Source organism: Mesorhizobium sp. W067, from assembly GCF_054719525.1.
Window position 1 is genome coordinate 1,046,291 of the sequence record NZ_JBTTII010000001.1, and the last position, 19,474, is coordinate 1,065,764.

Consider the following 19,474-nt stretch of genomic DNA (forward strand, 5'->3'; position numbering starts at 1 on the left):
AATGACCAATATCCAACGGAGTGACACGATGACCGTTCAACCATCCGCCAAGCCCGGCAAACTCGCCTTCCGCCCACTGCCGGTGCCGCAGGTCGATGTCCGCGGCTTCTGGGGCGACCGTGTCGATGCCGTGGCGTCGCGCACCGCCGACATCCTCTACGAGCGCTGCGTCGAGGCGCGCATGCTGGAGCAGATCGACCCGGACCGGCCCTCGCCGGGCGTCGTCATTCCGTTCCATTCGCCGTCGCCCGACGAGGCTGCCAGCCCCGGCTTCACCGGCTCGACGGTGACGACGCAGATGTTCTGGGACTCCGATTGGGGCAAAACCATCGAGACCGCGGCCTATTCGCTCTACCGGCGCAAGAATGCGGCACTCGAGACGAAGATCGATGCCGTCATCGACCTCTACGGCAGACTGCAGCAGGAAGACGGTTATCTCTCCAGCTGGTACCAGCGCATCCAGCCCGGCAAGCGCTGGACCAATCTGCGCGACTGCCACGAGCTCTATTGCGCCGGCCATCTGATCGAAGGCGCGGTCGCCTACTACCAGGCCACCGGCAAGCGCAAGCTGCTGGATATCATGTGCCGCTATGTCGACCATATCGCCGACACCTTCGGTCCGGAGCCGGGCAAGAAGAAGGGCTATTGCGGCCATGAGGAGATCGAGCTGGCGCTGGTCAAGCTGGCGCGGGCGACCGGCGAGCAGAAATACATGGACCTGGCCAGGTATTTCATCGACCAGCGCGGGCAGCAGCCGCATTATTTCGACGAGGAGGCGCGTGCGCGCGGCGCCGATCCGAAGGCCTATCATTTCAAGACTTATGAGTACAACCAGTCGCACAAGCCGGTGCGCGAGCAGGACAAGGTCGTCGGCCATGCGGTCAGGGCGATGTACCTCTATTCCGGCATGGCCGACATCGCCACCGAATATGGCGACGACACGCTCAGGGTAGCGCTCGACCGTCTGTGGAACGATCTCACCACCAAAAACCTCTATATCACCGGCGGCCTCGGGCCATCGGCGCACAATGAGGGCTTTACCAGCGACTACGACCTGCCCAACGAAACCGCCTATGCCGAGACCTGTGCCTCGGTCGGCCTCGTGTTCTGGGCCAGTCGCATGCTCGGCATGGGTCCCAACGCCCGCTACGCCGACATGATGGAGCGGGCACTCTACAACGGCTCGATCTCCGGCCTGTCGCTCGACGGCTCGCTGTTCTTCTACGAGAACCCGTTGGAGAGCCGGGGCAGGCACAATCGCTGGAAATGGCATCGCTGCCCCTGTTGCCCGCCCAATATCGGCCGCATGGTCGCCTCCATCGGCAGCTATTTCTACTCCCTGTCGGATGATGCGCTGGCCGTCCATCTCTACGGCGACAGCACCGCGCGCTTCGATATATCGAACCGGGCGGTCAGTCTGATTCAGACCAGCAATTATCCTTGGGATGGCGCGGTCTCGATCCGGATCGAAGCCGAAGCGCCGGTCGAGTTCACCTTGCACCTGCGCGTCCCCTCCTGGTGCGGCAAGGCGGCGCTCAAGATCAACGGCGCCGCGGTCGATCTGGACGGCATCACCAGCGACGGCTATGCCGCGATCCGGCGCGAGTGGCGCCAGGGCGACCGGGTCGAACTCGATCTCGAAATGTCGATCGCTCGTCTGTTCGCCAATCCGGAGGTGCGTCAGGACATCGGCCGCGTCGCACTTGCGCGCGGTCCGCTGATCTATTGCGTCGAGGAGACCGACAATGCCGGCCAGTTGCATCGGATCGCTCTGCCGCGAACGGCAAAAATCCAGGCGCATGCCGAGCCGAACCTGCTCGGCGGCATCGTCACGCTTTCGGCACTTGCCAGCAAGGAAGCCCAGGAAAACTGGGAAACCGGGCTCTATCGCACCGATCCGCCGGCGGTGAGCGAGACGAAAATCACCGCCGTTCCTTACTACGCCTGGGACAACCGTGAACCCGGCGAGATGCTGGTCTGGCTGCGGGACGGATGAGTTAGAGGCTGACAAACGCCGTCAGCGGCAAATGATCCGACGCAACCCGCGACAGCGGCGTGTCATGGGCTTCCACCGACGAGACCATGCCGTGCCGGTTGGCCATGATCCGGTCGAGCGCCAGCACCGGCAGGCCTGAGGGAAAAGTCGGCACCGCCGCCGGCGTGAAACCAAAGGTGGCGTGCAGCGTCTTGAGCGCCGAGCGGTTGCCCAGCCGCCATTCGTTGAGGTCGCCGAGCAGCAGGGTCGGCCTTTCATCCTGGTTGCTCATGATGTCGAGCACGACGCGGGCCTGCTCCGAACGCGAGCGGCGCAACAGGCCGAGATGCGCGGCGATGACGCGCAGAGTGCGCGTTTCGTCGAGGTCGATCTCGGCAACCAGCGCGCCGCGGGGCTCCAGTCCCGGAAGCTTGATCTGATGGACGTCGCGCACGGTGCCGCGCTTGAACAAAAGCACATTGCCGCGCCAGCCATGGCCCTTGCCGCTTCCGGAAACCGGCACCGGCACAAGCCCGGTTTCGTGTTCGATCCGGGCAAGATCGAGCAGCCCGGCGCGATCGCCGAAGCGGTTGTCGGCCTCCTGCAGCGCGATGACGTCGGGGCCGATCTCGCGGATGACGCGGGCGGTCCGTTCGGGGTCGAACCTGCGGTCGGTGCCGATGCATTTGTGGACGTTGTAGGAGGCGACCACCATCTGGGCGCCTTCAATGTGCTTGCGCGGCGTCGCGTTCGCCTTGCGCGCTTTCCTGCCGCGGATCGACAGGAGCACTGTTTCAGGAAGGCTGCGTCCGTTTATGTCCATAGGCCTGCTATTCGATGTCCTGATTCTTTGTTCTATGCATATCGTTCTCTCACAACCGGGACCACTTCGAGGCGGTATGCATTAGAGATAGGGCGATCCCAGCCATAACAACCGGTCAAAAACCCGGATGAGAAATGGCCGCGCTTTCAAGGTTGCGAGTGTGACGGGTTTGGCGGAAGCGATTGCCGCTCCGATGCGCCCTTCGATCTCGGCGGCAAAGCCGGTATCCAGCACCTCCAGGTCGATTTCGAAATTCAGCCGCAGCGACCGGGCGTCGAGGTTGGAAGAGCCGACATAGGCCCAGACGCCATCGACCGACAACAGCTTCGAATGGTCGAACGACCCCTCATGCCGCCAGACGCGGCAATAGTGCTTCAGCACCTGGTCGTACTGCGCCGTCATGGCGCGGCCGACCAGGAAGAGATTGTTGACCGCGGGCACGACGATGTCGATCTCGACGCCGCGCCGGGCCGCCGTGACCAGCGCGCTGACAAATTCCCGGTCCGGCAGGAAATAGGGCGACATGATGCGGATCGATTTGCGGGCGACGGAAAATGCCCCCATCAGCAATTTATGGTTGGTTTCGATGCTGGCGTCAGGCCCCGAGGCCACCGCCCGCACCAGGATCGGTTGACCGGGAGGCGGCGAGGGCTTTTCCACGTGCCAGACCTCGTCCTTGAGGGCCTCGTTGCCGGCAAAACGCCAGTCTTCGGCGGCAACCGCGAAAAGGTCGGCCACGACGGGCCCCGTGACCTGGAAATGCGTATCCGCCGAACTGGCGCTGCCGGCGAATTCGGCCGAAAATCCCTTGCGGATGTTCATGCCTCCCGTGAACGCCACCACACCGTCGACGATCAGGATTTTCCTGTGCGTCCTCAAATTCGCATAGGGAAGTCTCAGGCCCATGACGATGTTGCCGTTGAACAGATCGACGGTGACGCCGGCTTCCCGGAGTGTCCCAAGGATGCTGGGCACGGAATAGCGCACGCCGACCGCATCGATCAGCACGCGAACCGTCACACCGCGCCGGACCGCGCCGGCCAGCGATTCCACAAAACGTCGTCCGATCTCGTCATTGTCGAAGATGTAGGTCTCGAGCAGAATGCTGCGCTGTGCGCTGTCTATCGCCCGGCACATTGCTGCGTAAGCTTCGTCGCCGGTCCTGAGGATCGTGATCGCGTTTGCCGACGTCAGTGCGCGCCGCGCCACCCTGTCGCCTAGCGTCTTCAGGCCGGCAAAGCGCTGGCCGAATTCGGCTGAGATGAGTGTTTCGAGCGCAATGTCGTGGTCGTGTTTGGCTGTCTCGGCTTCACCGGCGACGGGCCGCATGGCGCTGATCGTGGCGCGGCGGATGCGGTTGATGCCGGCAATGGCATAGATGATCGCGCCAAGGAACGGCGACAAGATCATCACGCCGACCCAGCCGGTGGCGGCGCGCACGTCTTCCTTGGTCATGATTGCGTGGACGATGCCGATGGCGGCCATCAGCATCGGAATGATCACAAGGATCAGAGGCCAGTAGGTCACAAAGGTCTGCCACATCGGCAGGACTATCGAGCCAGCGGCCGCAGAAGGCAATGTGGGGGATTAGTACCGGGCAAGGGATTAACCAGGACGGAGGCGCTCGCGCCTCAGTCCTTCGCCCGCTCCACATAGGCCCCGTCAGCCGTCATCACCACCACGCGGGTACCCGGCGCGATGTGCGGCGGCACCAGCGTGCGCACGCCGTTGGAAAGCACGGCCGGCTTGTATGACGAGGATGCCGTCTGGCCTTTGGTCGTCGGCTCCGTCTCGACCACTTCGAAAGTAGCGCGCTGCGGCAGCACCAGGGCTATGGCGATGCCGTTGAACTGCGAAATCTGCACCGCCATGCCTTCGAGCAGGTAGGGCGCCATGTCGCCGACCACGCTTTCCGGCACCGCGACCTGGTCGTAGCTTTCCGGGTTCATGAAGTGATACCCCTCGGCGTCGGCGTAGAGGAAGGTGTGCTCGCGCTCCTCGACATAGGCGCGCTCGACCTGCTCGGTGGTGCGGTAGCGCTCCGAAACCTTCACCCCGTCGGAGATGCGGCGCATGTCGAGCTGGGTGACCGGCGTACCCTTGCCAGGGTGGATGTTTTCGGCAAAGAGGATCACGTAAAGCTTGCCGTCCTTGTCGACGACATTGCCTTTACGGAGCGAACTGGCGATGACCTTCACCACGGTTTTCAATCCTAGACTTCGTTGGCCTGAAACGATCGTTCGGCGCAAATCGGCTGCGAGAGCCGTCGCCGTAGCGCATCTTGGCCCGAACCGCCAGCCCTGTCAGCAATTCCGTTGCCCGGCAAACCCATGACTGGCGCTTCGCCCTGGTGGACGCCGGATGTTCACGCCGACCGCCGGCCGCGGCTGATGGCCCGCAACGCCATAGCTGCCGCAATGCGCGGCTGGTTTGGCGAGCGGGACTTCATCGAGGTCGAGACGGCGGCATTGCAGATTTCGCCCGGCAACGAGGCGCATCTCTCAGCCTTCGCCACCGAGGCGATCGGCGCCGACGGCGCGCGCCGGCCGCTTTATCTCCACACCTCGCCGGAGTTCGCCTGCAAGAAGCTGCTGGCCGCCGGTGAGCGGCGCATCTTCAGCCTGGGCGCCGTCTGGCGCAACCGCGAGCGCGGCCCCTTGCACCATCCCGAATTCACCATGCTGGAATGGTATCGGGTCGGCGAAACCTATGACAGCCTGATGGCCGATTGCGCCGAACTGCTGAAGCTGGCAGCCGAGCGGGCCGGCGCCAAAACCTTCCGCTTTCGCGGCCGCGAGGCCGATCCGTTCGCCGAGCCGGAACGCGTGAGCGTGGCGGAAGCTTTTGCGCGTTACGCCGGCATCGATCTTCTTGCCACCGTTTCTGCCGATGGCGGCACAGACCGCGCCGCACTCCATGATGCTCTGATCAAGGCCGGCCTGCGCACGGCCGGCGATGACAACTGGGCCGATTTGTTCAGCCGGGTAATGGTCGAGAAGGTCGAACCGGTGCTGGGGCAGGGGCGGGCCACCATCTTGTACGGCTATCCGATCTCGGAAGCGGCGCTCGCCCGGCCGAGCGCGGAGGACCAGCGCGTGGCCGAGCGCTTCGAGCTCTATTGCTGCGGCGTCGAGCTCGCCAATGCTTTTGGCGAACTGACCGATCCGGCCGAGCAGCGCCGGCGCTTTGCCGCCGAGATGGACGAGAAGGAGCGCGTCTATGGCGAGCGCTATCCGCTGGATGAGGATTTTCTCGCCGCCCTCGCCATCATGCCGCAAGCCAGCGGCTCGGCGCTCGGCTTCGACCGGCTGGTGATGCTGGCAACGGGCGCGACGAGGATCGATGACGTGATCTGGACGCCGGCCGCCACTCCTTGACGGAAATCGGCCTCGGTTAAACTCACAAACCGGTCAAGCCGCGCGTCTCTGGCGGCCGCCGCCGCGGATAGCTTTCGCGCTCCGCTCGGGCGCTATGCCGCAGCGGGACAATTGTCCGTGCGCCATTGCACAAGCCGCATTGGGACAATAGATGGTGCAACAGCCGCTACCGCCCGGCGCGGCTTCAGCCAGGACCACGCGCATGACCGATACATCAGAGGCAGCGAAATTGACCGACCGCGTCGCGGCACTGGTCGAGGCTGCCAAGCGGGCCGGCGCCGACGCCGCCGACGCGGTTGCCGTGCGCGGCCGTTCGATCGGCGTGTCGGTGCGGCTGGGAAAGGTCGAGAACACCGAAGCGTCCGAGGGCGACGATGTCTCGCTGCGCGTCTTCGTCGGCAACCGGGTGGCGAGCGTCTCGGCGACGGCGGCATCGGACCCCAAGGCGCTGGCTGAGCGCGCCGTGGCCATGGCCAAAGTCTCGCCCGAGGACCCCTATCAGGGTCTCGCCGATCCGGCTTTGCTGGTTGGCAAGGTGCGCGACCTCGATCTGTTCGACGCCACCGAGGTTTCGGCCGATCAGTTGAAGGAAGCGGCCCTTGCCGCCGAGGAAGCGGCCCTTGCAGTCAAGGGTGTCACCAATTCGGCCGGCAGCGGCGCCAGCGCAGGCCTCGGCGGGCTGGTGCTTGCCACGTCGGACGGCTTCGTCGGCCACTATGTCGCGTCGCGCTTTTCGCGTTCGGCCAGCGTGATTGCGGGTGAGGGCACCGGCATGGAGCGCGACTACGAATACTCCTCGAACCAGCATTTTTCCGATCTCGACGCGCCGGAGCTGATCGGCCGCAAGGCCGGCGAGCGCGCCGTGCGCCGCCTCGGCGCCCGCAAGGCGGCGACCGGTCCGGTCAACGTGGTGTTCGATCCGCGCGTCGCGCGCGGCATTGCCGGCCATCTCGCCGGCGCCATCAACGGCGCTTCGGTGGCGCGCAAGACCAGTTTTTTGCGCGAGATGATGGGCAAGCAGGTTGCGTCGGCTGCCATCACCGTCACCGACGAACCGCTGCGGCGTCGCGGTCAGGCCTCGCGCCCGTTCGACGGCGAAGGCGTCGAGGGCGAAAAGCTGTTGATGGTCGAGAACGGCGTGCTGAAGCACTGGTTCCTGTCGACGTCCGCCGCGCGGGAATTGGGGCTGACCACCAACGGACGCGGCGCGCGCAGCGGCTCGTCGGTATCGCCGTCTTCGACCAATCTCGCCATCGAGCCGGGCGACAGGACGCCGGAAGACCTGATCAGGTCGCTAAAATCCGGCTTTTATGTCACTGAAGTGTTCGGCCAGGGCGTCGACATGGTGACCGGCGAATACAGCCGTGGCGCATCCGGCTTCTGGATCGACAATGGTGAGCTTGCCTATCCGGTGGCCGAGGTGACCATCGCCTCGAATTTGAAGACGATGTTCCTCAACATGGTTCCGGCGAGCGATCTTGACCGCGATTTCGGCACTGCCGCACCGACGCTGCTGATCGAAGGAATGACCCTTGCCGGAGCGTGACCCGGTCATATCGGCCGGGGCCTCGGAAGACCTCGATCTGCTGCGCGACGCCGCCCGCGAGGCGGGCGCGATCGCCATGCGCTATTTCGGCAAAAACCCGCAAGTGTGGATGAAGGGCGGCACCTCGCCGGTCAGCGAAGCCGACCACGCGGCGGACGCCTATCTGCGCGATACCCTGCTGGCGGCCCGGCCGGACTATGGCTGGCTGTCGGAGGAAACGACTGACGATCCGGCGCGGCTTCTGGCGCGGCGCACCTTTGTCGTCGACCCCATAGACGGCACCCGCGGCTTCCTCGAAGGTCTGCGCTCGTGGTGCGTCAGCGTCGCGGTGGTCGAGAATGGCCGCACGCTCACCGGTGTGCTCGAATGTCCGGCCAAGGGCGAAACCTATTGGGCGCTGCCTGGCCATGGAGCTTTCCGCAACGGCAAGCCGATTGCCGTGCGCGGCCTGGGCAAGACGGTCGAGATCGGCGGGCTGAAGCAGTTGATCGACCTGATGCCGGCGCAATGGCAGGGCCGGGTGCGGCGGGCGGCGCACATTCCCTCTCTCGCCTACCGGCTGGCGATGGTCGCCAACGGCACGCTCGACGCAACCTTCGTCAAGCCCAACGCGCATGACTGGGATATCGCCGCCGCCGATCTCATCTTGCGCGAGGCTGGCGGCGCCGTGCTCGACGGCCATGGCCGCGCGCCGCTTTATGCCGGGGAGATCATCCGTCACGGCGCGCTGGTCGCCGGCAGCGGCCAGTTGCTGACCGTGCTTGCCGGCGTCATTGCCGATACGGAGGCGTGATCGAAGGTTCCAAAGTCGGCAGCTTTGGGCTAGACCTGTCGCAAACTCACAATATGTGAAGGACCGAAATGGCCGCGGAAGACGGAAAGAAACAGCTTTTGCACCTGGTGTTCGGCGGCGAGCTGAAGAAGCTGGGAGGCACCGAGTTCCGCGATCTCGACGCGCTCGACATCGTTGGCGTTTATCCGGACTATCAAACCGCGCACACCGCGTGGAAGGCAAAGGCGCAAGCCAGCGTGGACAATGCCCATATGCGCTATTTCGTCGTCCATCTGCACCGGCTGCTCGACCCTGAAAGCAAGGCCGCCGGTTGACAGCGATGGAGCATGAAGCGGTGAAAGGGCAGCCCACCGGCGCCGCGGTCCGAAGAAGACGCGGCGGCAGTTCGAAGACATTCTGGCGCAAGATCCGCGAGCCGTTGGCGCAGTCGCGAATCGTCAAGAGCATGATCGTCAGCCTGCTCGCCCAGTTCGTCCGCCTGGTGCGCCTGACCAACCGCGTGGTCGAAGGCTCGGCTAAATTTTCAGGCGGCGACTACGCCGAATTCGAACCCGGCATCATCGCGCTCTGGCATGGCCAGCATCTGCTGACCCCAGCCTATTATCCCAAGGGACGGCCGCTGGTCGCCATGGTCTCGCGCAGCGCCGATGCCGAACTCAACGCGCTGATGATCGAAAAATTCGGCATCGAGGCGGTGCGCGGCTCCGGCGGGCGTGAAAGCACGAAGCATCTCGACAAGGGCGGCGCCAAGGCGCTCATCGCCCTGAAAAAGTCACTCGTGGCCGGCAAGAACGTCGCCATGATCGCCGACATTCCCCACGGCACGCCGCGCGACGCGGGGCTTGGTATCGTTCTGCTGGCACGCCTTTCCGGCCGGCCGATCATGCCTGCCGCCATCGCCACCAGCCGCCGCAAGGTGCTGGAAAGGAGCTGGGACAAAACCACCATCAACCTGCCGTTCGGCCGCTCCTCGATCGTCATCGGAACGCCGGTTTTCGTGCCGGCCAATGCCGACGAGGCCGAAATGGAGCGCAAGCGCCAGGAAGTCACGGCCGCGCTCAATGCCGCAACCGCCGAGGCCTATCGGCTCGTGGACGGCAGGCCATGAGCGTCGGCTGGGCGCGCGCCTTCCTGGCGGCCTACCGCCTTGCCGGTGCAGCCGCCTATCCGCTGATGGGTCCCTATGTCGCCTGGCGCACATCGCAGGGCAAGGAAGACCGCAGCCGCAGCCGTGAGCGCTACGGCGTTGCCGGGCGGCCGCGCCCCGAAGGGCCGGTGATCTGGATCCATGCGGCAAGCGTCGGCGAGACCCTTGCGGTCGTGCCGCTGGTGCAAAGCATCCTCGACTACGGTGTCAACATCGTGCTGACGACGGGAACAGTGACCTCGGCGCAGGTTGCCGACGAACGGCTGGGCGACCGCATCATCCACCAATATGTTCCGCTCGACCTCAAGCCGGCCGTCAGCCGCTTTCTCGATCACTGGCGGCCGGACCTGGCTATCATCGCCGAATCCGAGATATGGCCGATGACGATCCTCGAGCTCGGCGCCCGCCACGTGCCGCAGGTGCTGGTCAACGGCCGGCTCTCCGACCGTTCGTTCAAATCCTGGAAGAAGCGCGCCAACATCGCCGAGGCGCTGTTCGAGAACCTTGCACATGTCGTTGCCCAGTCGGATGTCGACGGCGAACGGTTTCGCGCGCTTGGCGCCCGGCCGGTCACCGTGTCCGGCAACCTCAAGGTCGACACCTTGCCGCCGCCCGTCGACGAACGGGCGCTGGCGACGCTGAAGCGCCAGATCGCCGGCCGCCCGACCTGGGCGGCAATTTCGACCCATGACGGCGAGGAGGTGGTCGCGGCGGAAGTCCACGCCACGCTCTACAAGCGCCACCATGGCCTGCTGACGATCATCGTCCCGCGCCATCCCGACCGCGCCGAAGCGCTGGCCGCACAGATTTCCGGCATGGGCCTGAAGCTGGCGCGGCGCAGCAAGGGCGACCGGATCACCGCCGACAGCGATATCCTGCTCGGCGATACGATCGGCGAGATGGGGCTTTATCTCCGGCTGACGGAAATCGCCTTTGTCGGCCGCTCGCTGACCTCGGAAGGCGGCCAGAATCCGCTGGAGCCGGCCATGCTCGACACCGCTGTGCTGGCCGGCCGCAACGTCCAGAATTTTCGCGAGGCCTATCAGCGCCTGCTCGACAGCGGCGGCGCCAAGCTGGTGCGCGACCGCGACATGCTGGCAGGCGCCGTCAATTTCCTGCTGAGCAATGAAGTTGCGCGCCACGAGATGATGGCGGCCGGTGCCGCCACAGTCGACCAGATGCGCGGTGCGCTGGCGCACACGCTGAAGTCGCTCGAGCCTTATATCCAGCCATTGATCGTCAAGTCGCGCCTGAAGGGCGCCGACGGGCGATAGGTGGCGTCGGAAGCACCACCTTTCTGGTGGGAAGCGCCGGACTGGCGGGTCTTTGCGCTGTCGCCGCTATCAGCCGTCTATGGCATCGTCGCCGGCCGCCGCATGCATCGGGCGGTACGTGAAAAGATCGACGCGCCAGTGCTTTGCGTCGGCAACTTCACCGTCGGCGGCAGCGGCAAGACGCCGGTCGCCATCGCGCTGGCAAAGCAGGCCAGGCGCATGCAACTCAATCCCGGATTCCTGTCGCGCGGCCATGGCGGCTCGTTCGCGCAGCCGCATGTCGTCGATGCCGGTCACGACGCTGCCAAGCATGTCGGCGACGAGCCGCTGCTTTTGGCCGAGCACGCGCCGGTTGCGGTGAGCCCCAACCGCGCTGCCGGCGCCAAGCTGCTCCTGGAAGCCCATGGTTGCGATTTCCTGATCATGGATGACGGTTTTCAGAGCGCGCGCATCCATATCGATTATGCGCTGGTCGTCGTCGACGCCCGTTACGGCATCGGCAACGGCCGGGTCATTCCGGGCGGTCCGCTGAGAGCCAACATCGTCGACCAACTGGTGTTCACCGACGGGCTGTTGAAGATGGGCGAGGGCGCTGCCGCCGACCAGGTCGTGCGCCAAGCGGCGCGCGCCGGCCGGCCGATCTTCGAGGCGCATGCCGAGCCCGCGGCCAAGGAGCGGTTCGCCGGCCGGCGGTTCCTCGCCTTTGCCGGCATCGGCCACCCCGAAAAATTCTTCGACACGCTGCGCGGCACTGGTGCGGAAGTGGCGCTGAGCCGGTCGTTTCCGGACCATCACTTCTATGCCCCTGATGAACTCGCGGAACTGGCGGCAACGGCGCGCCGCGATGGACTGGGCCTCGTCACCACCGCCAAGGACGCCGCCCGGCTGCGCCACGGCGCTGCCCCGGCCGATTTCCTCGCTGAACTCGCCGTGCTGGAGATCGACGCCACGTTCGAACTCGACACTGTGCCGGAGCGCATCATCGACGAGACGCTGGATGCCTGGAGACAGCGCCGGCTGCGAGGGTAGGGCGCTCCCGCGTTGACACAGGATATTTCTCGCCGCTTATCACTATTATAAGTCAGACCGGCTTCAGCGCGGGGGGTGGAATGGTTAGGTTGCGGGCACTCTTTGTGGGCTTTGTTCTTGTGGCGATAGCGAACCCATCTTCGGCGCAGGCACCCACCGCGACCGACAGCGAATTTCTGGTCTCGGTCACCGAAGCGGACGGTGCTACCCACGTTCGGCCCTCAAACATTGTACCGCTTATCCCCGATAGCGCCTGCTTTGAATGGCGCGTACGTCTGGCGCAAGGCGACAGACTGGTATCGGTCACCGAGGTGTTCGCGCTTCCCGCGGAGCCCAGGCAGTGGGGTGGTATCGACGGAAACGAATACAGCTTGAGCAAGCTATCGGGCGATCGAAGGGTCTCCGAGACCACCATGTTCTACAAACCGCAGGACGGATGGATCTCGCATGGCTGGTGCATGGCCGAGGGTGATCCGATCGGGCCGTATTCCATCAAAGTGCTTGTCGGAGATCGGCTTGTTCATAAATTCGACTTTTCGGTCGAAAACGCGCCGGCATCCTCAAAGCCATAGTCCTGCAGGCGTTCCAGGAAAATCAGATCGACGGTGAGCCTTGCTTTCCGGTGTGCCGATCTAACCCCGGCTGCGCAGGTCCGGATGCATCTCGATCTCGCGGCGCAGCGAGGCGGCGGCGCTGACATAGGGCTCCTGCCTGGCGACGCTCCAATATTTGAGCTCGTCCAGCGGAATGCTCTCGCCGGTCACCGCGCAGCGCACGAAGGCGCCGGGGCTGGTGACCTGGAAGTCGCCGTCGAGATAGCGGATACGGGCTTCCTTGCCGCCGGGGCCTTCGAAGCGGTTCATGATGGAGTGGTGCCAAGGTTCATGCTGATTTCATCGCCATAAATTGCCGGCAAGGTCAAGCTTGACGCAATGCTGAGGCGCTATTGTCGCTCCAAACCATTCTTATGGGACCGGCATGGACATTTCATCCGCCCGCCTGACCGCGCTGCTGCGTGAGGCCATGATGTTGGCAGCGTTGCCGTCGGCGAAGGCCGATCCGGCGAAAGCAGCACTTATAAAGGCGCTGGTGCAGCCGCCGACGCCGTCCGGCGCGCCTTTGCAGCCGGCAGCGGCGCCGGCGCTGCAGGCGCTGTTGTCCGCAGCCACCGCAAAGGGGCAGCAGACGGGTTCTGCCGAGGTCCTGCAAGCCTATCTGGCCCTTGCTGAACCTGGCGTCGAGGCGCCAGACAAGGTCGCGCCGACAAGGGTCGTTGCGGTCTCGCCGGCAAATGACGACACACGGCGCGGTCTGCCGCTGCCGTCGGCCAAGGCCGAAGATGGCGCTGCCGCAAAGCCCGCAGGACTGCCTTGGTTTGCGCTTCTCGCACCCGTGGTTTCGCCGCAGCGCCGCGCTGCCACCACCGATATGCCAATGAAGCGGGAGCAGGCGACGTCTGGGCCGAATGATGCGGCCCAGCCGCAAGGCCGACAGCAGACGCGTGTCGGTCTGATGGCGCTGGCAACCGGGTTTCTGGCCGTCGCCATTGTCGGGCTAGCCCTGCTGGTGCTTCGCTGAGCACCGAACGACCGCCGCTATCGCTCGGCTTCGAGGAATGCTTCCATCTTGTCCATCGCCAGCCCCGCCTCGACAGCGATACGGCGTGAAAGTTCGGCGGCAGCCGTGCGTGGCCGCCCCAGCGGCCGGTCGAGCCAGTACGACACCGGGTTCAGCGCCGTGCGCTCGTCGACGGCGACGATGCGGCCTGCCTCCAACTGGTGTCCGGTCAGCGGCGGCCGCGCCAGCGCGATGCCGAGCCCGTAAGCTGCGGCGTCGAGCACCAGATTGTAGTCCTCGAAGCGGCGATCCTGCGGGCGCGGGCGGTAGTCCATCCCTTGCGCGGCAAACCAGGCACGCCAACCCGAAGCGTCGGAATCGTTGATCAGTGGAAACCTCAGCAGCCGGGCCGGGTCGCCGCGGCCGATCTCGCGGGCAAGGCCGGGCGCGGCGACGGGAAAGACATGTTCCTCGAACAGCTTCACCGAGATGCGGCCCGGAATGCCCCCGCGGCCGCAGCGGACCGACAGGTCGATGCCTTCATCGGCAAGGTCGGCCTGGCGGATGTCGACGTCGAGCACGATGCGCAGCTTGGTTGGATTGTTCTCCAGCGCCGCCATGCGTGGCATCAGCCACAGCCCGCTGACGGAGGGTATCGAGGTCAGCCGCACCACGGCGGTGCCGCGCGGCTCGACCCAGCGGTCGGAATGACTGGAGATCAGCGCAAAGGCTTCCGCCGTGCGCAGATGCAGGCGGTTGCCCTCGATGGTCAGCGAGACGCCGCGGGCCCCGCGGTCGAACACTTTCAGGCCCAGCCAGTCCTCCAGCTTGGCGATCTGCCGGCTGACGGCGCCATGGGTGATGTTGAGCTTCTCGGCCGCGGCCGAAAAGCTCCCCGTGCGCGCCGCCGCATCGAAAGCACGCAGTGTCTCGAGCGGCACCATTGTGTCTGAGCTGTGATCCATAGTCACAGGTGATCCTCGATTTGATCGTTTGTCAACGGCGCCGAAAAGGCGCTTTCTGCGGTTCATGACTGAAAAACGCGAGGACAGTGGAATGAGCGCAGTAACCGGCACATCGAATCAGACACAGCGGATGGACACCACGGCAGCCATCGCCGTGGCTCTGACGGTGGTCGGCTGGGCATCGGCCTTTCCAGCGATTCGTGCGGGTCTCGCCGCCTTCGGGCCGCTGGAACTCGGTTCGCTGCGCTTTGCCATTGCCGCGGTGCCGGCGGCGATCTTTCTTGCCGTCAAGCGCCCGGCACTGCCGAGGCTCGATGAAGTGTGGCGCCTCGGCTTTGGCGGCGCCATTTTCGTCGCGCTCTACACCGTCATGCTTAATTACGGCGAACTGACCGTGTCGGCTGGCGCCGCCGGTTTCATCATCAATGTCAGCCCGATCTTCACCGCCATCATGGCAATGGCATTGCTGGGCGAGCGTTTCTCAACGTGGGCCTGGTTTGGCACGGCCATTTCTTTCGCCGGCATCGGCATCATTGCGGTCGCCGACGGCAATGGCTTGAGTTTCGACACCGGCGCGCTGCTGGTTCTTGGCTCCGCGCTGTGCTCGGCCGTCAACACGATCGTCCAGAAGCCGCTCTTTGCCCGCCATCACCCGCTGACCATTTCGGCCTCGAACATGATCCTTGGCGCACTTTGCCTGGCGCCCTTTTTGCCAAGCGGCTTTGCGCAGGCAGCGGTCGCCAACACGGCCGGGATCGGCGCCGTGATCTTTCTTGGCATCGTGCCCAGCCTGATCGCCTATGCCGCCTGGGCAACCGCTCTGTCGCGTCTCCCGGCCGCCCGTGCCTCGAACTTCCTTTATCTGGTCTCGCCCATGTCTGCCCTGATCGGTTTCTTCTGGCTGGGCGAAGTGCCGACACTGCTCGGTCTCCTCGGCGGCGCGCTGGCGCTCGGCGGTGTGATCGTGGTGAATTTGAAGCGTTAAAACAAAAAGTTGGAACCGTTTCCGGACTCAAACCGGGAGCCGTATCCCCAGCATGCAGACACCCGGAGGAAGGACCGTTATGGTGAGTTGCCTGGCTGGGGGATGGAATGGGAAAACTGTTCATATCGGCAATCTTTTGCGTTTTGCTGCTGACCGGGAAAGCCTTCGCTGGCTGGTACCAGGTCGAAAACTACGAAGGGTCCATCGGGCCTAATCCAGTCCATCTGTCACTGCAGAGATATGACAGTTTCGGCAGCGGGATTACGGTCGAAGGAAGCTATTTCTACGACGCGAAGCAAAGCCCGATAGCGGTGTACGGCAAGATCACCGGTACCAGCGTCTCCCTTTGCGAGATTGCGGACGACAAGGAATTCGACCGGGTCCTGGTCATTGGATCGAAAACGCCGGTCGACACCGCCCGATGTCCGTTTTCTCTCGACCTTGGCGAAAGCGGCGCAACGGGGACCTGGAACAGAGGCCTGGACAAGTTCCCGATCGTGCTGAAGAAGGTCGCAAGCCTCGACGATACCGGTGAGGCGAAGGTTGACGGGACCGTCGAGATCCCCTTCTGGGCGCAGACAGCCACCCACAGATTTGCCGGGGACTACGAGAAAGCCGGCTTTCTCGTCTGCATGAGTAAGCTGCGGGTCATCGACAAGAAGAAAAAGAAGGTCGTTCAGGAGATCGTTTTCGATGACGACGATTGCGATGCCGGCATGCTGATGACTCCCATCTACATGAATGTTCAAAAACAGGTTGGGGGAAGCTTCGAGATAATCTCCGTGAATTTTCGCGGCGGTGGCGCCGGTTACTCAAGGGATTACGTTTTCTCTCATAGGTTCAAGGATTATCGCCTGTTGGTGAATTGAGCGTGTGGCCTGACCTGGCTTGTGCTCACCGCCTTCCGAACAACCGCTCGATATCGGCGAGCTTGAGTTCGATATAGGTCGGGCGGCCGTGGTTGCAGGTGCCGGAGGCGGGAGTCGCCTCCATCTGTCGCAGCAGTGCGTTCATCTCCTCGGCCTTGAGCAGCCGGCCGGAGCGCACCGAGCCATGGCAGGCCATGGTGGCGGCGATCTTGTCCAGCCGCTCTTTCAGCGTCTCGACGGTATCGTTGTCGGCGATCTCATCGGCAAGGTCGCGCACCAATTGCTGGACATTGGTTTCGCCGAGCATGGACGGCGTCTCGCGCACCGCCACCGCACCGGGGCCGAAGCGCTCGATGCCGAGACCGAACCGGGCAAGTGTCTCCGAATGCATGGCCAGCCGCTCGGCGTCTTCTTCCGGCAGGTCGACGATCTCCGGCAAAAGCAGCATCTGCGAGGGCACCGCGCGCGAGTGCAGGGCATTCTTCAGCGCCTCGTAGACCAGCCGCTCATGCGCCGCGTGCTGGTCGACGATGACAAGCGAATCCCTGGTCTGGGCGACGATGTAGTTCTCGTGGACCTGCGCGCGGGCGGCGCCCAGCGCGGTGCCGAGCAGCGTCTCGGCCGGCTCGGCTAAGCCGGCACGCGCATCGGCGCTGGCGAGCGGACCGGCGTCGAATGCAGCCTGGTCGTTTTCGCGGAAGCCGGCGCCGTCAAATCCCATATCCAGCGGCCGCTGTGGCGAGCGGTCAAAGCCCGAAAAGCCCGAGGCCCGGTAGGCCGCGTCATAACTGCGATGACCGTTGGCAGGACCCGCATGGGCGTAGGAGGCGGCTCCCGGCCGGAACGCCGCCACCATCCCGGCGGCCCCGCTGGTGGCGGCGCGGATGCCGGCATTGGCCAGCGCCTCGCGAATGGCGCCGACGATCAGCCCGCGCACCAGGCCGGGGTCGCGAAAGCGCACATCGGCCTTGGCTGGGTGGACGTTGACGTCGACGGTCGCCGGATCGAGCGTCAGGAACAGCACGGTCACCGCGTGCCGGTCGCGCGGCAGCACATCGGCGAAAGCGCCGCGAATGGCGCCGGCAATCAGCTTGTCGCGCACTGGCCGGCCGTTGACATAGGCATATTGCTGTAGCGCGTTGGCGCGGGTGAAGGACGGGATCGAGACGTGGCCGGTCAGGTGCACGCCGTCCCGGCTGGCGTCGATAGCGATGGAATTGTCGGGAAACTCGGCGCCCATCGCCTGAGCGACGCGGCGCAGGCTGCCCTCGGTACTGTCATCGGTCGCCGGCAATTCCAGCGTCGAGCGGTCCGAGCCGGCCAGCGTGAAGCGCACGGCGGGGAAGGCGATGGCGATGCGCTTGAGCACGTCGCTGGTGGCGGAGCTTTCGGCGCGCTCGCCCTTCATGAACTTGAGCCGGGCCGGCGTGGCGAAGAACAGGTCGCGCACCTCGACCGTGGTGCCGCGGTTGGCCGCCGCCGGTTTGACCGCCGAAACGCGGCCGCCTTCGATGGCGATCTCGGCTGCAGCGTCGCCTGCGGCCGTGCGCGAGCGAACCGACAGTCGCGACACCGAACCAATTGACGGCAATGCCTCGCCACGGAACCCGAGCGAGCGGATATCATGAATGTTGTCGGCTAGTTTCGAGGTGCAGTGGCGCGCAATGGCCAGCGCCAGTTCCTGTTCGGGGATACCGGAGCCGTCATCGGTGACGCGGATCAGGTTCAGCCCGCCGCCGGCAGTGACGACCTCGACGCGGGAGGCGCCGGCGTCGAGCGCGTTTTCGACCAGTTCCTTCACCACGCTCGCCGGACGCTCGATGACTTCGCCGGCGGCGATCTGGTTGATCATCGTTTCGGAAAGCTGGCGAATGGGCATGGGGGTATTATAGGCGGATTCGAAGGGTGTGCGGAAGGCTTCAATGAATGCCGGACATTGGAGACGCCAGCGGGACAGCACCCCCCTCTGGCCTGCCGGCCATCTCCCCCGCAAGGAGGGAGATCAGATGTCACGACGGCTTTCGCCAATCTCCAATGCTTGAAGGGTGACGCGACATATGAACTGCCAATCTCCCCCCTTGCGGGGGAGATGTCCGGCAGGACAGAGGGGGGTGTGAAGGAACTCCGCGATAGTGACTACGCTGCAACCGATTTCAAGCCTGCGTTGCCAGCCAGTCCCTGACTTTCCGCGCATTCTCGCTCAGCTCACGGTTCTTAGGCCAAACCACATAGAACGCCTTGCCGGTCTTCAGCACATGATCGGTCACCGGCACCAGCAGCCCCGACGCCAGGAGCCGTTCGGCCAGATGCCGCCAGCCAAGCGCGATGCCCTGGCCTTCCATGACGCCCTGGATCACGAGGCCGTAATCGTTGATGCGCAGGCCGCGCGCGGTGTTGTCGAGGCTGCCGCCCGCCGACTGGAACCATTCGTCCCAGCTAGCCGCCTCGCGGTAGGGCTCCTCGAGGTGGATCAGGCGATGCGTCGCCAGCTCCGCGACGCTCCTTGGCATGCCGAATTTCGCGAGATAGCTGGCGCCAACCACCGGAAAAATCTCCTCGTCGGCCAGCGGCAGCGAGTGATAATCGGCCCAGTCGCGCGGTTCGCCGCCGCGAACTGCGAGCGGGATGCCCTCGGCGATGATGTCGAGATCACGGTCGGCGGTCTGGATGCGCAAGTCGATGCCCGGCAGTTCGTCGCGGAACTGCTGCAGCCGCGGCATCATCCAGAACGAGCCGAAGGCGGTCGACGCCGCCAGCGTGACATGACCGCCGGTCGCCTGCAGGCGCAGATCCTCCGCCGATTTGCGGATATGCGACAGGCCGAGCGAGACGTCAGCATGGAAGCGTTCGCCCGCTTCTGTCAGGACGACCTGGCGGTGGCGGCGCTGGAACAACTGCGCGCCAAGCTGTTCCTCCAACCCGCGCACCGCATAGGAGACGGCGGCCTGCGTCATGCCGAGCTCGCGCCCGGCGGCAGTGAAGCTCGACAGCCGGCCCGCCGCCTCGAAGACGATCAGGCTGCCGGCCGAGGGTAGGAGATGGCGCAGGCTTCGCATAAGTTGAGCTTATACAAGAGATCAGGATTTTCCAGCATCACATCCATATTTCCTCTCGCTAACTTGGTTGGACGGAAT

At 64.7% G+C, this 19,474-nt stretch carries 19 protein-coding genes; 12 read left to right on the forward strand and 7 right to left on the reverse strand.

Annotation, left to right across the window (positions count from 1 at the left end; all coding sequences use genetic code 11):
- Positions 1 to 28: 28 nt before the first annotated feature.
- Positions 29 to 1,996 (forward strand): glycoside hydrolase family 127 protein, encoded by a 1,968-nt coding sequence (locus ACYG97_RS05165; protein WP_023734237.1) that lies wholly within the window; start codon positions 29 to 31, stop codon positions 1,994 to 1,996.
- A 1-nt stretch (position 1,997) separates the two neighbouring features.
- Here the strand turns inward: ACYG97_RS05165 and ACYG97_RS05170 are convergent, their stop codons facing one another.
- The 3 genes from ACYG97_RS05170 to efp all read right to left on the reverse strand — a co-directional run bounded on the left by ACYG97_RS05170 (position 1,998) and on the right by efp (position 4,999).
- A complete protein-coding gene (locus tag ACYG97_RS05170; RefSeq protein ID WP_023671569.1) occupies positions 1,998 to 2,798 on the reverse strand; it encodes an endonuclease/exonuclease/phosphatase family protein in 801 nt (266 codons plus the stop codon).
- An 81-nt stretch (positions 2,799 to 2,879) separates the two neighbouring features.
- A complete protein-coding gene (locus tag ACYG97_RS05175) occupies positions 2,880 to 4,340 on the reverse strand; it encodes a phospholipase D-like domain-containing protein (protein ID WP_023712778.1) in 1,461 nt (486 codons plus the stop codon).
- A gap of 89 nt (positions 4,341 to 4,429) precedes the next feature.
- Entirely contained in the window at positions 4,430 to 4,999 is a 570-nt protein-coding gene (efp, locus tag ACYG97_RS05180) for an elongation factor P (protein WP_023682947.1), read from the reverse strand.
- 129 nt (positions 5,000 to 5,128) lie between these two features.
- On the opposite strand from efp, the gene epmA reads away from it, so the two are divergent.
- The 8 genes from epmA to ACYG97_RS05220 all read left to right on the forward strand — a co-directional run bounded on the left by epmA (position 5,129) and on the right by ACYG97_RS05220 (position 12,536).
- Entirely contained in the window at positions 5,129 to 6,175 is a 1,047-nt protein-coding gene (epmA, locus tag ACYG97_RS05185) for an EF-P lysine aminoacylase EpmA (RefSeq protein ID WP_023712779.1), read from the forward strand.
- Between the two features lie 202 nt (positions 6,176 to 6,377).
- On the forward strand, positions 6,378 to 7,721 hold the full coding sequence (locus ACYG97_RS05190; RefSeq protein ID WP_023712780.1) for a TldD/PmbA family protein: 1,344 nt from the start codon (positions 6,378 to 6,380) through the stop codon (positions 7,719 to 7,721).
- A complete protein-coding gene (locus ACYG97_RS05195; RefSeq protein WP_023712781.1) occupies positions 7,708 to 8,514 on the forward strand; it encodes a 3'(2'),5'-bisphosphate nucleotidase CysQ in 807 nt (268 codons plus the stop codon). The genes ACYG97_RS05190 and ACYG97_RS05195 overlap by 14 nt, the downstream gene beginning before the upstream one ends.
- 68 nt (positions 8,515 to 8,582) lie before the next feature.
- Positions 8,583 to 8,828, forward strand: coding sequence for a DUF4170 domain-containing protein (locus ACYG97_RS05200; RefSeq protein ID WP_023682943.1), 246 nt, complete (start codon positions 8,583 to 8,585; stop codon positions 8,826 to 8,828).
- Between the two features lie 5 nt (positions 8,829 to 8,833).
- Entirely contained in the window at positions 8,834 to 9,622 is a 789-nt protein-coding gene (locus ACYG97_RS05205) for a lysophospholipid acyltransferase family protein (RefSeq protein WP_023682942.1), read from the forward strand.
- Positions 9,619 to 10,935 carry a lipid IV(A) 3-deoxy-D-manno-octulosonic acid transferase gene (waaA, locus tag ACYG97_RS05210; RefSeq protein WP_023689593.1) on the forward strand — a complete coding sequence of 439 codons (1,317 nt, stop codon included), beginning with the start codon at positions 9,619 to 9,621 and terminating at the stop codon, positions 10,933 to 10,935. Before ACYG97_RS05205 ends, waaA begins: the two co-directional genes overlap by 4 nt.
- On the forward strand, positions 10,936 to 11,964 hold the full coding sequence (gene lpxK / locus ACYG97_RS05215) for a tetraacyldisaccharide 4'-kinase (RefSeq protein ID WP_023734236.1): 1,029 nt from the start codon (positions 10,936 to 10,938) through the stop codon (positions 11,962 to 11,964). It begins immediately after the preceding gene.
- 89 nt (positions 11,965 to 12,053) lie between these two features.
- Positions 12,054 to 12,536, forward strand: coding sequence for a hypothetical protein (locus tag ACYG97_RS05220; RefSeq protein ID WP_156933234.1), 483 nt, complete (start codon positions 12,054 to 12,056; stop codon positions 12,534 to 12,536).
- Between the two features lie 60 nt (positions 12,537 to 12,596).
- On the opposite strand, the gene ACYG97_RS05225 is transcribed toward ACYG97_RS05220, so the two are convergent.
- Positions 12,597 to 12,830, reverse strand: coding sequence for a DUF2093 domain-containing protein (locus tag ACYG97_RS05225; protein ID WP_023694434.1), 234 nt, complete (start codon positions 12,828 to 12,830; stop codon positions 12,597 to 12,599).
- Between the two features lie 112 nt (positions 12,831 to 12,942).
- On the opposite strand from ACYG97_RS05225, the gene ACYG97_RS05230 reads away from it, so the two are divergent.
- Entirely contained in the window at positions 12,943 to 13,542 is a 600-nt protein-coding gene (locus ACYG97_RS05230) for a hypothetical protein (protein ID WP_023734234.1), read from the forward strand.
- Between the two features lie 17 nt (positions 13,543 to 13,559).
- On the opposite strand, the gene ACYG97_RS05235 is transcribed toward ACYG97_RS05230, so the two are convergent.
- Positions 13,560 to 14,486 carry a LysR substrate-binding domain-containing protein gene (locus ACYG97_RS05235; RefSeq protein WP_023734233.1) on the reverse strand — a complete coding sequence of 309 codons (927 nt, stop codon included), beginning with the start codon at positions 14,484 to 14,486 and terminating at the stop codon, positions 13,560 to 13,562.
- Positions 14,487 to 14,577: 91 nt separating this feature from the next.
- Here ACYG97_RS05235 and ACYG97_RS05240 point away from each other — a divergent pair, with 91 nt between their 5' ends.
- Together ACYG97_RS05240 and ACYG97_RS05245 are read left to right on the forward strand one after the other, a co-directional pair.
- On the forward strand, positions 14,578 to 15,471 hold the full coding sequence (locus ACYG97_RS05240; protein ID WP_023734232.1) for a DMT family transporter: 894 nt from the start codon (positions 14,578 to 14,580) through the stop codon (positions 15,469 to 15,471).
- Positions 15,472 to 15,578: 107 nt separating this feature from the next.
- Entirely contained in the window at positions 15,579 to 16,340 is a 762-nt protein-coding gene (locus tag ACYG97_RS05245; RefSeq protein ID WP_023734231.1) for a hypothetical protein, read from the forward strand.
- A 25-nt stretch (positions 16,341 to 16,365) separates the two neighbouring features.
- Here ACYG97_RS05245 and mutL read toward each other — a convergent pair whose 3' ends face one another.
- Positions 16,366 to 18,219 (reverse strand): DNA mismatch repair endonuclease MutL, encoded by a 1,854-nt coding sequence (gene mutL / locus ACYG97_RS05250; RefSeq protein ID WP_023734230.1) that lies wholly within the window; start codon positions 18,217 to 18,219, stop codon positions 16,366 to 16,368.
- Between the two features lie 274 nt (positions 18,220 to 18,493).
- On the reverse strand, positions 18,494 to 19,396 hold the full coding sequence (locus ACYG97_RS05255) for a LysR substrate-binding domain-containing protein (RefSeq protein WP_023724843.1): 903 nt from the start codon (positions 19,394 to 19,396) through the stop codon (positions 18,494 to 18,496).
- Positions 19,397 to 19,474 lie beyond the last annotated feature (78 nt).